General features: G+C 62.8%; 12 protein-coding genes. 5 read left to right on the plus strand and 7 right to left on the minus strand.

The window, feature by feature from the left end:
* Positions 1 to 60: 60 nt before the first annotated feature.
* The 5 genes from KF821_09985 (at position 61) to KF821_10005 (ending at position 5,795) form a co-directional block, all read left to right on the plus strand.
* Positions 61 to 753 (plus strand): ABC transporter ATP-binding protein, encoded by a 693-nt coding sequence (locus tag KF821_09985; GenBank protein ID MBX3006137.1) that lies wholly within the window; start codon positions 61 to 63, stop codon positions 751 to 753.
* Between the two features lie 2 nt (positions 754 to 755).
* Positions 756 to 3,326 (plus strand): FtsX-like permease family protein, encoded by a 2,571-nt coding sequence (locus KF821_09990; protein ID MBX3006138.1) that lies wholly within the window; start codon positions 756 to 758, stop codon positions 3,324 to 3,326.
* Positions 3,326 to 4,480, plus strand: coding sequence for a hypothetical protein (locus KF821_09995; protein MBX3006139.1), 1,155 nt, complete (start codon positions 3,326 to 3,328; stop codon positions 4,478 to 4,480). Before KF821_09990 ends, KF821_09995 begins: the two co-directional genes overlap by 1 nt.
* A gap of 65 nt (positions 4,481 to 4,545) precedes the next feature.
* On the plus strand, positions 4,546 to 4,902 hold the full coding sequence (locus KF821_10000; protein MBX3006140.1) for a cupredoxin domain-containing protein: 357 nt from the start codon (positions 4,546 to 4,548) through the stop codon (positions 4,900 to 4,902).
* A 179-nt stretch (positions 4,903 to 5,081) separates the two neighbouring features.
* Entirely contained in the window at positions 5,082 to 5,795 is a 714-nt protein-coding gene (locus KF821_10005; GenBank protein ID MBX3006141.1) for a LysM peptidoglycan-binding domain-containing protein, read from the plus strand.
* A 39-nt stretch (positions 5,796 to 5,834) separates the two neighbouring features.
* Here the strand turns inward: KF821_10005 and KF821_10010 are convergent, their stop codons facing one another.
* The 7 genes from KF821_10010 to prmA all read right to left on the minus strand — a co-directional run bounded on the left by KF821_10010 (position 5,835) and on the right by prmA (position 14,598).
* Positions 5,835 to 7,496, minus strand: coding sequence for a ribonuclease J (locus KF821_10010; GenBank protein MBX3006142.1), 1,662 nt, complete (start codon positions 7,494 to 7,496; stop codon positions 5,835 to 5,837).
* 431 nt (positions 7,497 to 7,927) lie between these two features.
* Positions 7,928 to 9,565, minus strand: coding sequence for a chaperonin GroEL (groL, locus tag KF821_10015; GenBank protein ID MBX3006143.1), 1,638 nt, complete (start codon positions 9,563 to 9,565; stop codon positions 7,928 to 7,930).
* A gap of 45 nt (positions 9,566 to 9,610) precedes the next feature.
* Positions 9,611 to 9,904 carry a co-chaperone GroES gene (gene groES, locus KF821_10020; protein MBX3006144.1) on the minus strand — a complete coding sequence of 98 codons (294 nt, stop codon included), beginning with the start codon at positions 9,902 to 9,904 and terminating at the stop codon, positions 9,611 to 9,613.
* A 332-nt stretch (positions 9,905 to 10,236) separates the two neighbouring features.
* Complete coding sequence (locus KF821_10025; protein MBX3006145.1) at positions 10,237 to 11,562, minus strand: tetratricopeptide repeat protein; 1,326 nt, start codon at positions 11,560 to 11,562, stop codon at positions 10,237 to 10,239.
* Positions 11,563 to 11,564: 2 nt separating this feature from the next.
* The gene (locus tag KF821_10030) at positions 11,565 to 12,761 is read right to left on the minus strand and encodes a tetratricopeptide repeat protein (protein ID MBX3006146.1); all 1,197 of its coding nucleotides are present in this window, start codon (positions 12,759 to 12,761) and stop codon (positions 11,565 to 11,567) included.
* Positions 12,762 to 12,847: 86 nt separating this feature from the next.
* The gene (gene trmD / locus KF821_10035) at positions 12,848 to 13,573 is read right to left on the minus strand and encodes a tRNA (guanosine(37)-N1)-methyltransferase TrmD (GenBank protein ID MBX3006147.1); all 726 of its coding nucleotides are present in this window, start codon (positions 13,571 to 13,573) and stop codon (positions 12,848 to 12,850) included.
* A gap of 101 nt (positions 13,574 to 13,674) precedes the next feature.
* On the minus strand, positions 13,675 to 14,598 hold the full coding sequence (gene prmA / locus KF821_10040) for a 50S ribosomal protein L11 methyltransferase (GenBank protein MBX3006148.1): 924 nt from the start codon (positions 14,596 to 14,598) through the stop codon (positions 13,675 to 13,677).
* Between the last annotated feature and the right edge of the window lie 36 nt (positions 14,599 to 14,634).

Below are 14,634 nucleotides of genomic sequence, written 5' to 3' on the forward strand. Positions count from 1 at the left end.
CATTTTACCCGCATCAACCAACGCGGATTTGATTGTGATATTATTAACAAATGAGGTGCCATGTCCGCGTCCCGCCCGATTCTCGATATTCGTGATCTTTCCAAAAGTTACCAGGAAGCCGGCCAGTTGCGCCCGATCCTGCGCCAGGTCAGCCTGAGCATCCAAGCCGGCGAGTTCGTGGCCCTGCTGGGCGCCTCGGGCAGCGGCAAGAGCACCTTCCTGAATTTGATCAGCGGGATCGACCTGGCGGATAGCGGCGAGATCTGGGTGCAGGGCCAAAATCTGGTGACGATGGATGAGACCCAGCGCACCCTGTTCCGCCGCAATCACATCGGCTTCGTCTTCCAATTCTTCAACTTGCTGCCCACCCTGACCGTGCTGGAGAACGTCACCCTGCCGGCCGAGCTGCGTGGCACGTCGCTCAAGCAGGCGCAGGCGCGCGCGCAGGAGCTGCTGGCCCAGGTGGGGCTGGCCGAACGTGCCAGCACCTTCCCTGACCGGCTCTCCGGCGGCGAGCAGCAGCGCGTGGCCATCGCCCGCGCCCTGGCGCACGATCCGCTGCTGGTGCTGGCCGACGAGCCCACCGGCAACCTCGACGAAGAGACCGGCACGCAGATCATGGCGCTGCTGGAACAGCTCACGCGCCAGGCGGGCAAGAACTTGATCATGGCCACCCATAACCTGGAGAATGCGCGTCTGGCGGATCGTGTGCTGCGTATGCACGAAGGCAAACTGGTGAGCGAGCTCGCCTGACCATGCGCACACCCCCCTTCGCCCCCAGCCTGCTCAAAGTAGCCTGGCGCTATTTGCTCACCCACCCGCTGCAAAGCCTGCTGATGCTGCTTGGCATCGCCCTGGGCGTGGGCGTGGCGGTGAGCGTAGACATTGCCAACGCCAGCGCCGCCCAGGCCTTTGAGCTCAGCACCGAAGCCGTGGCCGGCAGGGCCACCCATTACATCTCAGCCGGCCCGCTGGGGCTGGATGAGCAAAGCTACGTAGACTTGCGCCGCGCCGGGCTGCCCTACCCGATGGCCCCGGTGTTGAGCCAACTGGTCACCTCGCCCCAACTGGGCGAGATTCCCTTGCAACTCATGGGCATCGACCCGTTGGCCGAGCAGCCCTTCCGCAGTTACTTCAACGCCGAAGACCCCGATGCTTCTGCCGAAGTATTGGGCGCCTTTTATGTAGTGCCCGGGGCGGTGCTGCTCTCCAGCCCAATGGCGGCACAGTACGGCCTGCAAGCCGGGGATAGCCTGCAACTCAACGTGAACGGCAATCTGCTGCCGGCCCGCGTGGCCGGCCTGCTCGAGCCGCGTGACAACCTGAGCGCCCAGGCGCTACAAGGCCTGCTGCTGGCGGATATTGCCACGGTGCAGGAGTTGAGCGGCCGCTTAGGGCGCCTGGAACGGATTGACCTGATCCTGCCCACGGAGGGCCGCGCCGCCGCCCTGGCCACGCTGGAAGCGCGGTTGCCGCAGGGCGCGGTGATCCTGCAATCGGAGAGCCGCACGCAAGCCGTGGAGCAAATGACCAGCGCCTTTCGCACCAACATCACCGCGCTGAGTTTGTTGGGCTTGGTGGTGGGGGTCTTCCTTATTTACAACACAGTCACTTTCTCGGTCGTGCAGCGCCGCCAATCCTTTGGCACCTTGCGCGCCCTCGGCGTGAGCAGCCGCGAGATCTTCGGCCTGGTGCTGGGCGAGGCCCTGGTGCTGGGCCTGTTGGGCTCTGCCATTGGCTTGCTGCTCGGCGTCGTGATGGGCCGTGGCGCAGTGGCCCTGGTTTCGCAAACCATCAATGACGTCTTCTACACCATGACCGTGCGCGAGGTCAGCCTGCCGGCACAGAGCCTGCTGAAAGGCGCGCTGCTCGGCCTGCTGGCCACGCTGGTGGCGGCGCTGATCCCCGCCTGGGAGGCGGCCAAGTCGCCGCCGCGGCGCACGCTGTCGCGCTCCCAATTGGAGAGTGTTTCGCGGCGTATGCTGGCGCAGGCTGCTCTGGCCGGCGCGTTGGTGTGCATCGCCTCAATGCTGGCCCTGGCGCGCTTGGATCTGGAGCTAGTGCCCAGTTTTGGCGCCATGTTCGGCGTGGTGATCGGCGCGGCGCTGCTGGCGCCCTACATCATGCAGCTCAGCATGCCCTGGCTGGCGCGCGGCCTGGCGCCGCTGATCGGCCCGCTGGGGCGCCTGGCGCCGCGCGAGGTCTCGGCCTCGGCCAGCCGCACAGCGCCAGCCATGGCGGCGCTGATGGTGGCGGTGGCGGTCACCATCGGCGGCAGCCTGATGGTGAGCAGCTTCCGCGCCAGCGTGGTGGATTGGATGGAAGTCATTCTGCGCAACGATATTTACGGCTCGGTAGCCGGCGCCAACCTCTCCGAGCCGCAGGAAGCGATCGACCCGCTGGCGCTGGAGCGCCTGGCGAACTGGCCGGACATCGAGGGCGTGTATGTGCTGCGCAACGTACTGGTCGATTCGCCTTACGGCCCCTTGATGGTGGCCGCCAACGACAACCCTAACGATGGCGAAGAGCAGGTCTACTACGCCGCCGAAGGCGACGGCCAGGCCGTTTGGCGCGCGGTGCAAGCCGGGGCGGTGATCATCTCAGAACCGTTGGCCAACCGCTTGCAATTGGGCGTGGGCGATAGCCTGACACTCTACACGCCCACTGGCCCGCAGGATTTTCATATTTCAGCGATCTTCAGCGACTATAGCTCCAGCCGCGGCAATATCACCATGTGGCTGGAGAATTACCGCGCCCTGTGGGGCGATCCAACCGTGACGGCTTTCTCGGCGGTGGTGCGCCCGGGCCGTGATATCGACACGCTGGTGGAGGAGCTCAAGCGCGAGCTGAGCCCGAACCAATTGCTACACATCCGCTCCAACAGCAGCTTGCGCGCCGAGAGCCTGGAAGTGTTCGACCGCACCTTCCTGATCAGCAGCGCCCTGCATCTGATCACCACCAATGTGGCCTTCGTCGGCGTACTCTCGGCGATGCTGTCGTTACAACTGGAGAAGCAGCGCCAGATGGGCATCCTCAAAGCGATTGGCTTGAGCGTACGCCAGATCTGGGCGCTGACCCTGCTGGAAACCGGGCTGATCGGCGCCCTGGCCGGCCTGCTGGCCCTGCCGATGGGCTTGCTGATCGGCGAGGTGCTGCTGGGCTTGATCAACCGGCGCGCCTTCGGCTGGACGCTGCAACTGCATTTTGAAGCCGCGCCGTTCATCGAAGCCTTACTGGTGGCGCTGGCAGCCGCCCTGCTGGCCGGGCTGTACCCGGCCTGGCGCGCCAGCCGGCGCAGCGCGGCCGATGCGATGAGGTTTGACTAATGAAACGTATCCTCGCCTGGCTACTGGTTGCCGGCGGCCTGCTGGCGCTGGCCTATTACGCCTTCCTGGCACCGCGGCCGGCCAGCCAGCTCAGTGCGGTGGTGCAAAGCACCCCCGCCCCGCTGAGCGGCTTCGCCCGCGCCACCGGGCCGCGCGTCTTCAGCTTCCCGGCCGATCTGGGTGCGCACCCCGAATATCAAACCGAGTGGTGGTACTACACCGGCAACCTGCAAACCGCCGAAGGCCGCCATTTTGGCTACCAGCTCACCTTCTTCCGGCGCGCCCTGCTGCCGCAAGCGCAGTGGCTGCCGCGCAGCAGCCAGTGGGCCACCGAACAGATCTATATGGCCCATTTCACCATCACGGATGTGCAAGACCAAGCCTTCTACACGCATGAGCGCCTGGCCCGCGGTGCGGCGGGGCTGGCCGGGGCGCAGGCAGAACCGTATAGCGTATGGCTGGAGGATCTGCGCGTGGAAGCCAGCGGGCCGGATCAATACCAGCTCTACGCCGCCAGCGATGCAGTGCGCCTGCAACTCAGCCTGCACGACATCAAGGGCCCGGTGCTGCAGGGTATCGAGGGCTACAGCCAAAAAGGCGAAGACCCCGGCGATGCTTCCTACTACTACAGCCAAACTCACCTGGAGACCAGCGGGCAGATCGAGATCGGGGCGCAATCCTACCGCGTGCAGGGCCTGAGCTGGAAGGATCACGAGTTCAGCACCTCGGTGCTAAGCGATGACATGGTGGGCTGGGATTGGTTTTCGATCCAGCTCGATAATGACTATGAGCTGATGCTCTACCAGTTGCGCCGCGCCGATGGCAGCCTGGCGCCGCGCGCCAGCGGCCTGCTGGTGGCGCCGGATGGCAGCACCACACTACTCGGCCCGGGCGACTTTAACATTGTGCCGCAGGGCCGCTGGCGCAGCCCGCGCTCGGGCGGGGTCTACCCGGCGCGCTGGCAACTGGGCCTGCCCGCCTACGGCCTGACGCTGGAAGTCAGCCCGCTGCTGGCCGACCAGGAGCTGGATACGCGCATCATCTACTGGGAGGGCGCCGTGGCAGTACAAGGCAGCTACGGCGGCGCACCAGTAGCCGGCTTCGGCTACGTTGAGCTCACCGGGTACGCCGAGCCCTTCAACGGCGATTTCTAAGCTTACGCCGGCTGGCGCCAGGGCTATAATCGCGCCAAACCCACTAGTCCGAAAGGAGCATAGTTGTGAACGTTTCCAAGAAGGTTTGTTTGGCCCTGTTCGCCATCCTGGCGCTGGGGTTGGCCAGTTGTGCCAGCACCCCCGAGCCACTGCGCATTACGATGGAGGCACAGGACATCATGTGGAGCCTCCACGAGATCCAGGCCAAGGTAAACCAGCCAGTGGAATTGACGATCAAGAACACCGGTGCACTTGACCATGACATCGTGATCGAAGAGCTAGGCGTAGACCTGCTGCTCTCCCCTGGCGACGTGGAAATTGTCAACTTTACGGTAGACCACGCCGGCACGATCGAATTCATCTGCAGCATTCCGGGCCACGAAGAGGCCGGAATGGTAGGCCACATCATCATCAGCGAGTAACCCGCGCATCAAAAAGCGCCTGGCCGGGCGCCGCGTGCCCTGGCCAGGCGCTTTTTTTCTTCTTCCGCTCATATATTTCGTTTTCAATCGGGTAGAATCATCGTTACACCCTTGAGTACCCAAATCCAAAGGAGCTTTTCGCTTGCCATTTATGCTTACGTGCATCCTTGGGGAGACGTATGACCACTAAATCACCCTACAAGCTGGTGACCCGCGGCCGAGGCCGTGGCGGCCGCGGCAACCTCTTCGCCTATGGCCTGGGGGCGCTGGCGCTCATCATGGTGCTGGGCGGCGCATGGCTCACTGTGGGCTGGTTCCGCAATGGCGGCATCGGCGGCATCTTCCCCAGCGACACCCCCACCCCCACCATCACGCTGACGCCCAGCCTGACGCCGACGATCACTGAAACGCCCACCGAGACGCCGATCCCCAACACGCCGACGGCTTCGGCGCCCTTCATCTACCAGGTGCAGCGCGACGACACGATCTCCAGCATCGCCGATAAGTTTGGCGTGGAGTACATCATCATCATGATCCTTAACGGGCTGGACAACAGCAGCGTGCTGCAGGTTGGCCAGGAGCTGATCATTCCTGACCCGAACATGGAATTTCCGGAGCCGACCCCGCTGCCTGAGAATCTACGCCGCGGCGACGAGATCCAATACCTGGTGCTGCCAGGCGATTCGCTGGCGATCATCGCCGAGAAGTTCCTCAGCACGGTGGATGACATCCTGAGCACCAACGACCTCGATAATGCCAACAACATTTTCGTCGGCCAGTTGCTCACCGTGCGGGTGCGCCTGATCACGCCCACCCCCGGCCCTTCACCTACGCCGCAAGGCACCACCGGCCCGATCCCGACGGTTACACCGTCGCCATCGGCAACGCCTTAGCCTAAAGAAAAGCCCGCTACACAGTAGCGGGCTTTTTGTTTAGTTGCGGTTGATGGTGACGAACAGCATCGGCTTGCGCTTGGTGAGATCAAAGAAGTGATCGCGTAGCGTGCTTTCCAGTTGGCGCTGGACATCACCGTTGGCCTCAGCAAGGGTCTTCTCGATCTGGCGGCGCGTCGAATCCAGGAAGTCTTCACCAGGCTGGTACATGAAGCCCCGCGTAATGATCTCAGGATCGCGCAGCAACTTGCCGTTGTGGCGGTTGACGTTGAGGTTCACCAGCACAAAGCCCTGGCGTGAGAGCGCATCGCGCTCACGCATCACGGCCGGGCCAATATCACCAACGCTGGAGCCATCCACGAACACATAGCCACCCGGCACGCGCTCGCCCATGAACATCTTGCCGCCCTGGAATTCGATCACCTGGCCGTTCTCCACGATGGCCACGTTCTCCTCGGAGTAGCCCAGGCTCTCGGCCAACGCAGCGTGCTGGTGCAAATGGCGCAGCTCGCCGTGCACCGGCACCAGATACTTCGGCTTGATCAGGTTGAGCATGAACTTCATCTCTTCCTGGCTGGCGTGGCCAGATACGTGCACCGCTTCCAGCGGGTCGTAGACAACATGGGCGCCGCGCTGAAACAGTTTGTTGATCGTGCGCGAGACGCTTTCCTCATTGCCTGGAATGGGGTGCGAGGAGAGCACCACGGTATCGGTGGGCAGCAGGTCAAACTGGCGGTTGGTGCCGCTGGCCAGCCGGCCAACGATGCTGGAGGGTTCGCCCTGCGAGCCGGTGCACATCAGCACCACTTCGTGCGGGGGCAGCTTGAGCACCTCATCGATCGGCACCAGTAACTCATCCGGCAGCTCCAGATAGCCCAATTGCTTGGCCATCTTGGCGTTCTCACGCATGCTGGTGCCGACGAAGGCCATCTTGCGCCCGTGGCGCAAAGCGGCCTCGCCCACCTGCTGGATGCGCGAGATCAGCGAGGCGAAGGTGGCCACGAGGATGCGGCCCTGCGCCTGGCGGAAGACTTTGTCGAAGGCTGGCTCGATGACGCGCTCCGAAGGCGTCCAGCCGGCGCGGTCAGCATTGGTGGAGTCGCCCAGCATGGCCAGCACGCCGCGGCCGGCGAATTCGGCCAGCTTGGCGTAGTCGGTGGGCCAGTTATCCACCGGGGTGTGATCCAGCTTGTAGTCGCCAGTGTGGACGATCAGGCCAGCAGGGGTGGTGATCCCCAGGGCAACACAATCGGGGATCGAGTGGCACACATGGCAGAACTCCACCTTGAAGACGCCGATCTGCACGGTATCGCCGGCGTTGACCTCATGCACCTTGGCCTTGCCGGATTGCCCGCCGCGCGCCAGCTTCACTTCCAGCAGGCCTTTGGTCAGCGGGGTGGCGTAGATCGGAGCGTTGATTTGCTCGGCCACATGGTGGATCGCCCCGGTGTGGTCCTCATGCCCGTGGGTGATCACAATCCCCTTGACCTTGTGTTTCTTGTCCATCAGGTACTTGAAATCCGGGATGATGTAATCGATTCCCAGCATGTCGGATTCCGGGAACATGATGCCGGTATCCACGATCAGGATCTCGTCTCCGTATTCGAAGACAGTCATGTTCTTGCCAATTTCCCCCAAACCGCCCAGGGGAATGACGCGCAGCGCGTTACGGCGCGCGTTGGCTTGTTTTTTGTTACTCATTGATTAAATACACCTTGCAGGGCCGCGCAGCAGCGCAAAAACCCTGCCCTTTCTTGATTTTTATCTGTTTGAAACGCACTGCAAACAAAAAACCCCGGTACGTGATCCACGGCCGGGGTAATGATCTCATCAGGTACTGCTAGGGTAATGTAGCAAAGCCAGAAAAGGCCAATGGAGGCCGCGTGTTTCAGTTAACAGGGCAATTATAGCAGTTCCGCCGCTGCGCGACAAGCCGCAGGATGAGGAGCGCATGAGGCTACTCTACGCTCACCAGCACGGCCTGCACCGCACGGCGATAGAGATAGCCGCCACTGGCCTTCAGAGTTCAACATAACGAAGCATCGCCTTAAAGAAGCAGCCCCGCACGCTGTGCGGGGCTGCTTTGGTTTCAGCCATGGCAAAGCGCAGCTTTGCCATGGCCGCTACGCGGCCTAGTACTCCGGCATGTGGCCGCCGCCAGCGGCGGGGGCCGGGTGCTCCTCAGGCTTATCAGTGATGAGCGCCTCAGTGGTGAGGATCATGGCGGCGATGGACGCGGCGTTCTCGAGCGCGCCACGCGTAACCTTGGCGGGGTCGATCCAGCCCTTCTCTACCATGTCCACAAAGTCTTCGGCGAGCACATCAAAGCCAATGGTGTTCTTCTTCAGCTCGGCGTGCTGGCGCAGCACACCGTCCACGATGACCGAGCCATCCTGGCCGGCGTTCTGGGCGATGCGGCGCATGGGCTGCTCGAGGGCGCGGCGCACGATCTGCACGCCCACCTTCTCGTCCTCGCCGTTCACTTTCAGCTTGTCGAGCACGCTGCGAGCGTTGAGCAGCGCGACACCACCACCGGGCACAATGCCCTCTTCAATCGCGGCGCGGGTCGCGGAGACAGCGTCTTCCACGCGGTGCTTCTTTTCCTTCAGCTCAGTCTCGGTAGCGGCGCCCACACGAATGATGGCAACGCCGCCGGAGAGCTTGGCCAGACGCTCGTCGAGCTTCTCTTTGTCATAGTCGCTGGTGCTATTTTCTTTCTCGACGCGGATCTCTTCGATGCGGCCCTTGATGGCCTTCTCGTCACCCTTGCCGCCTACGACGGTGGTGTTGTCCTTGTCGGAGACGATCTTCTCGGCCTGGCCGAGGTCTTCGAGGGTGGCGGATTCCAGCTTGCGGCCGACTTCCTCAGAGATGACGGTGGCGCCGGTCAGCACGGCGATATCCTGGAGCATCGCCTTGCGGCGGTCACCAAAGCCGGGGGCTTTGACGGCCAGCACATTGAGCATGCCGCGCAGCTTGTTCAGCACCAGGGTGGCCAGCGCTTCGCCGTCCACATCCTCGGCGATGATCACCAGGTTGCGCTTGCCGGTCTGCACCAGCTTCTCCAGCAGGGGCACCATGTCTTGCGCCGCGCTGATCTTCTTGTCGTGGATCAGCACCTGGGCATCCTCGATCACGGCTTCCATCGTCTCAGGGTTGGTGACGAAGTAGGCGGAGAGGTAGCCGCGGTCAAACTGCATACCTTCCACGTACTCGGTTTCGAACTGCAGACCCTGGGAGTCTTCCACGGTGATGACGCCATCGTTGCCGACTTTGTCGAAGACATCGGAGATGAGCTCACCGATGGTGCGGTCCTGAGCCGAGACGGAGGCCACGTTAGCGATGTCGGCCTTGGTCTTGATCTCGATCGCCTGCTTCTTGATCTCATCGGAGACGGCCTTGGTGGCGGCCTCGATGCCGCGCTTGAGCAGCATGGGATTGGCGCCAGCGGCCAGGTTCTTCATGCCGTCGGTGACGATGGCATGCGCCAGCAGGGTGCTGGTGGTGGTGCCGTCACCGGCGATGTCGTTGGTCTTGGAGGCGGCTTCCTTGAGCAACTGGGCGCCCATGTTCTCAAACGGGTTCTCCAGCTCAATTTCCTTGGCCACGGTCACACCGTCATGCGTGACGGTGGGCGCGCCGAACTTGCGGTCGAGCGCCACGTTGCGGCCCTTGGGGCCCAGGGTGGTGACCACGGCTTCGGCCACGGCATCCACCCCGCGCAGCAAGTGGCGGCGTGCTTCTTCAGAAAAGACGAGTTGTTTTGCCATAGATCTGATTCTCCTGATTAATTCGTAGAATGAGGCAGTTGTGGATTAGCCTACGATGGCCAGCAGGTCAGACTGGCGCAAGATCATCAGCTTCTTGCCTTCAACCTTGATCTCGGTGCCGGCGTACTTGGCAAACAGCACAGTGTCGCCCACGCTGACTTCCATGGGGATCACCTTGCCATCGTCATCGCGCCCACCCGGGCCGGCGGCGAGGATCTTGCCGCGCTGCGGCTTTTCCTTGGCGGTTTCCGGCAGCACGATGCCGCCCGCGGTGATCTCCTCGTCCTCGATGGGCTCCACCAAGACGCGGTCGGCGAGCGGTTTGAGATTCTGAGCCATACAATGCCTCCTAAAAACAGATAGATATAAGTTGTTGTTTGCTTTGTGGGCTGGCTAGGAAAGCATCTGCCCACAGATTTAGCACTCTTTTGGTTTGAGTGCTAAGCCGCCAAATAATACCAGTTTCAGGATGCCAGTCAAGAGTTTTCAAGGCAGCCAGGCCAATTTCTGAGAAATCTCTGATGTTTGCAGGCGTGAAGCCGGGCAGGGGCAATCGCTAGCAATCCAAACACCCGTCATTCCGAGCGCAGCGAGGAATCCTTTAGGGCAAGAGAAGCCTGGCAAATTTTCAGCGAACTAAAGAGTACCCGCTATCGCAAATAGCCCCTACCCTACGGCGTGGGGCTGGCTTCGGGCTGCGGCGTGGCGGTGGGCTGTGAGCGGGCGGCCAGGTTGGCGCACACTTGGGCACTCTCCTCGACGATGCCCATCACCACCGGATCGGCCGCGTATGAGGCGCGCAGCGCTTCCAGCACCGGGAAGGCCTGGGCGCACTGATCGAGCGCCGAAAGCACCGAACCGAGCGTGTAGTAGTAGGGCAGCGAAGCATCGTTAAGCGTCAGCCCGGTAACCGCCACCGCTTGCTCGGTGTTCTCTTCGGCCGAGCAGCCATTTACAGCACACAGCAGCACGGGGATCGAGCCTTCGTAGTTGCGCGAGCGAAAGCGCACAATCCCCAACTGGCCATACCAATCCGGGTTGGTCGGGTCGAGGGCGATGGCGCTTTCGGCGTTCAGCGCCGCGGCGTAAAACTCCCCATCGCGCGAATAGGTCTTGGCGATGGCGATGTAAGGCAAGGGGTCGGATACGCCGAGCGCCTTGTTGATCGTCGCGGCGCGGTCAAAGTATTCCAGCGCCTGGTCATGCAGGCCGAGCTGGCGATAGTTCTGCCCGATGGAGATATAGAGGAAGGTGAGGTTAGGCGCCAACTCGGCGGCCAGCTTGTACTGCTCGATGGCCGCGGAATAGGCGCCGCTGGCTTCGAGCACATAGGCGTAGATGCGGCGCGTATCCACCGAATTGGGCTCAAGCGCCACGGCCATCTCAATGCGTTGGCGCGCCTGGTCATACTGCTGCTGGTCCACCAGGATCTCCGCCTGGTAGGCCTGCGCCAGCACATTGCGGTTATCCAACTGCACGGCCAGAATGGCGGCGGTGCTGGCCTCGGAGATGTAGGCCTGGCGTTCGGCCGCATTGGCGGCCGAGCTGCCACTCCAGTTGTAGACGAAGGCGCGCACCGCGTTGGCCATGCTGTCTTGCGGAGCAATCGCCACGGCGCTATCGATGCTTTGGCGTGCCTCGGACATGCGCGTGCGGCGGCGATCCTGGGTGAGCAGGCTGGCCGAGTAAGTTTGAATGCGTGCCAGCTCAGTCCAGCCGACGTAATCGCCGGGGTTGACCGCCAGCGCATCCTGGTAGGCGTCGATGGCTGCATCCAGGTTGCCGGCGTTGAAGAAGGCGGTGCCCTCCTCACGATAGGAGGTGGCACTGCGCGTGGGCGTAGCGGTGGGCAGGAACAGTGGCTCGATCTCGCCGGCCTGGATGCCGCGCAGCGCGCTGAGCCCCACCATGATCAGCACCCCCCACAGCAGCAGGCGCCAGGGGTTGGATTGGCGCCCCGGATTGTAGAACAGGTAACGGCGGCTTGGCACGCGCATGGTTAGCTGCTCTCCCCCGAGCAGATCGCCACCATTTCTTCGGCATTGGAGACGGCGATCAAATCATCCGGCACGGCGGCGATGAGCGCTTGCGAGATGGGCAGGGCTTCGGCGCAGCGGCCTTCACGGGCCAGCGAGAGGCCGTACATGTAATAGAAGGTGGCCACCTGTCCGTATTGCAGTGGCAAGCCCTGCACCGGCACGCCGGTTTCGGTCATGCCGCCGCGGATCGCCAGGGTGAAGGCATCGATCGCCTCGACAGATTGGCGATTGCGATAGTAGGCCACGCCTAGATTGCCGTGGCGGATGGGGTTGCCGGGGTCTTCGCTGGCCGCCTGCAGCATGGCCTGAACGGCACGGCCAAACTCCCCCGTGGTGATGTAGATCAGGCCGATCTGGGTATTGGGGATCGGATCGGTGGGGTTGAGCGAATCGGCGATGACGAATTGCTCAATGGCGTCATCGTAGCGTTCCTGGGCGCGATAGGTGCGCCCGAGCGCCAGGTGCAGGCCGGCAATGCGATCGTTGATCGCCATGGCCTGCTCATATTCAAAAGCGGCTTCTTCGTAATTAGCGGTGGTTTCGAGTACATAGCCACGGGCGCGGCGCACCTCAAGCAAGGTGTTATCCAACTCCAGGGCGATGCGCGATTCCTCGCCGGCCTGGGTGTACTCCTGCATATCGGCCAGGTATTCGGCGTAGAAGGCGTGCGCCAGCGCGCTGTTCGGGTCGAGCTGCAGGGCACGCCGCAGGGCGGCCTCGGCCCCGGCGCGATCGCCGAGGTAGTTCAAGGTCCAGCCCAGGATGGCATGGCCGGTGGGATTATCCGGGCTGAGCAACAGCGCGTTGGAGGCCGAGGTCTGCGCGGCCTCGTAGCGCCCGGAGAGCACCTGCACGCGGGCCAGTTCCAAATAAAGCGAAGGGTTGCCCGGCGAGAGCATGATCGCCTGCTGATAGCCTTCGATAGCGTTGAGCAGGTTGCCCTCGCTGAAGGCGGTTTGGGCCGCAGTAATGAACGACTCGGGATCGCGGGTGGCGGTGGGGGTAGGCGCCTGGGGCAAGGGGATCGTTGGCACCACATAACTATTGAAGTACAGGGCGGCCAGGATCAACATCACCAATAAACCAATGAACGCCGGATTCGAACGGCGCTTGTTACGCTGGCGCTGCATATGCCAGCGGGAGCCACGCAGATACATGCGCTGATTTTACCTGTGGGAGCTTAGGACTACAGATTAATTGATTAACTGATTAATAGATTCATTGCGATCGGTTAATCGATTAATCAGTTATCACTCTCATCCAGCAGCTTGCGATCTTCGTCGCTCAACTCGGCCTTGGCGAGCAGATCCGGCCGGCGCTGCGCGGTGCGGCGCAAGGCCTGCTGGCGGCGCCAGCGGGCAATGCGCGCATGGTCGCCGGAGAGCAGCTCAGGCGGCACGCCCCAGCCGCGGAACTCAGCGGGGCGTGTGTAGTGCGGGCCCTCGAGCAGGCCGGTGGCGTGCGAATCGGTGAGGGCGCCATCCGCCTGGCCCAGCACGCCGGGCAGGTTGCGCGCCACGGCGTCGATGAGCAGCAGTGCGGGCAGCTCGCCGCCGGTGAGCACAAAATCACCGATCGAGATCTCGTCGGTGGCGAGGTGCTGGCGCACGCGCTCGTCCACGCCTTCGTAGCGGCCGCACAGCAAGGCCAGCCGCGGCTGCTGGGCCAGCTCCTGGGCGATGGCCTGGGTGAACACGCGGCCCTGCGGGCTGAGCAGGATCACCGGCGCCGCCGGCGGGGCGCCCAGCACGGCCTCGACCGCGGCGAAGATCGGCTCGGGCTTCATCACCATGCCGCCGCCGCCGCCAAAGGGGGTGTCATCGGTTACCTGATGCTTGTCGGTGGCGTACTCGCGAATGTTGTGCACGCCCACCGAAAGCAAATTGGCCTGCTGGGCGCGGCCGAGAATGCTGGCTTCGAGGTAGGCAGGAAAGAGCTCAGGAAAGAGGGTGAAGACGTCTACTTGCATCGAGAAGATTCTAGCCGTGTTTTTGGATTAGAACCATCACCACAAAGACACAAAGAGCACAAAGCTTTTTGGAAAGCTGAAGTTTCTTTGTGTCTTTGTGGTTAAAGCTTTATAGCTTGAGCCGCCAGCGCCAGCCAATCCCCGCTGCGCTGCTCCGTGAGGATACCAAAGCCAGCCGCCGCCAACGCACGGCGCAGCTCCGGCTCCTGCTCGTTGAGAATTCCCGAGAGCACCAGCGTGCCACCCGGCGCCACCAGGCGGCCCAAGCCGGCCGCCAGCAGGCGCACCAGCACCGGCGCCAGGATGTTGGCCAGCACCACATCGGCCTGCTGCAGGCTGTATTCGCCCGCCAGCACTTCGGCCACCGAGCCCAGGCCGATTTCAATCTCCACATGGTTCAGCGCAGCGTTCTCGCGGGCATTGTCCATCGATTGCGGGTCAATATCCACGCCGAGCGCCTGGCCTGCCCCGAGCTTTTTGGCGGCAATCGCCAGAATGGCCGAGCCGCAGCCGATATCGATGATGGTGTTGCCCGGCTGCACACACTGCTCGACGAGTTGCAGGCACAACTGCGTAGTGGGGTGCACCCCCGTGCCAAAGGCCATGCCCGGCTCAATGCGCACCTGCACGCGCCCGCCCTCGGCCGTGGCGCCGTCTGCCAGCCAGGCGGGCACGATGTGCAAGCGCTCACCGATGGTGAAGGGCTTGTAATGCCGCTTCCAGGCCTCCATCCAGTTCTGCTCCTGCACCGGTTCGTATTGCGGCGCCGGCAACGGCTGGATCAGCGCCAGGTAGCGCAACGCCTGCTCGATCCGGGCGCGGCGCTCTTCCAACTGCTCATCTTGGGGAATGTAGCCAAGTACGCGCAACGCCCCCACCGCGCGGCCCTCATCCTCCGCATTGGCTTCGATGGCAGTGCTTTCGATGACGATGCCGCCGGGGATATAACGCGCCAACGCCTCAGAGACCGCTTCGGCCTGCTCAGGATCAACTTCGAGTGCAATTCGTAACCAGGATGCGGTCATATGTCTCTCTCTACTAGGAATGAAACTGTTACTGTG

It is taken from the genome of Anaerolineales bacterium (genome assembly GCA_019637755.1).
Taxonomy (GTDB): Bacteria; Chloroflexota; Anaerolineae; order Anaerolineales; family UBA11579; genus JAMCZK01.

What these genes read in the sequence shown, in the direction of transcription:
- KF821_09995 (MBX3006139.1), top strand. Translation starts at nt 3,326, where the DNA reads ATGAAACGTATCCTCGCCTGGCTACTGGTTGCCGGCGGCCTGCTGGCG.
- trmD (MBX3006147.1), bottom strand. Translation starts at nt 13,573, where the DNA reads ATGCAAGTAGACGTCTTCACCCTCTTTCCTGAGCTCTTTCCTGCCTAC.
- groES (MBX3006144.1), bottom strand. Translation starts at nt 9,904, where the DNA reads ATGGCTCAGAATCTCAAACCGCTCGCCGACCGCGTCTTGGTGGAGCCC.
- KF821_10030 (MBX3006146.1), bottom strand. Translation starts at nt 12,761, where the DNA reads ATGTATCTGCGTGGCTCCCGCTGGCATATGCAGCGCCAGCGTAACAAG.
- prmA (MBX3006148.1), bottom strand. Translation starts at nt 14,598, where the DNA reads ATGACCGCATCCTGGTTACGAATTGCACTCGAAGTTGATCCTGAGCAG.
- KF821_10010 (MBX3006142.1), bottom strand. Translation starts at nt 7,496, where the DNA reads ATGAGTAACAAAAAACAAGCCAACGCGCGCCGTAACGCGCTGCGCGTC.
- KF821_09985 (MBX3006137.1), top strand. Translation starts at nt 61, where the DNA reads ATGTCCGCGTCCCGCCCGATTCTCGATATTCGTGATCTTTCCAAAAGT.
- KF821_09990 (MBX3006138.1), top strand. Translation starts at nt 756, where the DNA reads ATGCGCACACCCCCCTTCGCCCCCAGCCTGCTCAAAGTAGCCTGGCGC.
- KF821_10005 (MBX3006141.1), top strand. Translation starts at nt 5,082, where the DNA reads ATGACCACTAAATCACCCTACAAGCTGGTGACCCGCGGCCGAGGCCGT.
- KF821_10025 (MBX3006145.1), bottom strand. Translation starts at nt 11,562, where the DNA reads ATGCGCGTGCCAAGCCGCCGTTACCTGTTCTACAATCCGGGGCGCCAA.
- groL (MBX3006143.1), bottom strand. Translation starts at nt 9,565, where the DNA reads ATGGCAAAACAACTCGTCTTTTCTGAAGAAGCACGCCGCCACTTGCTG.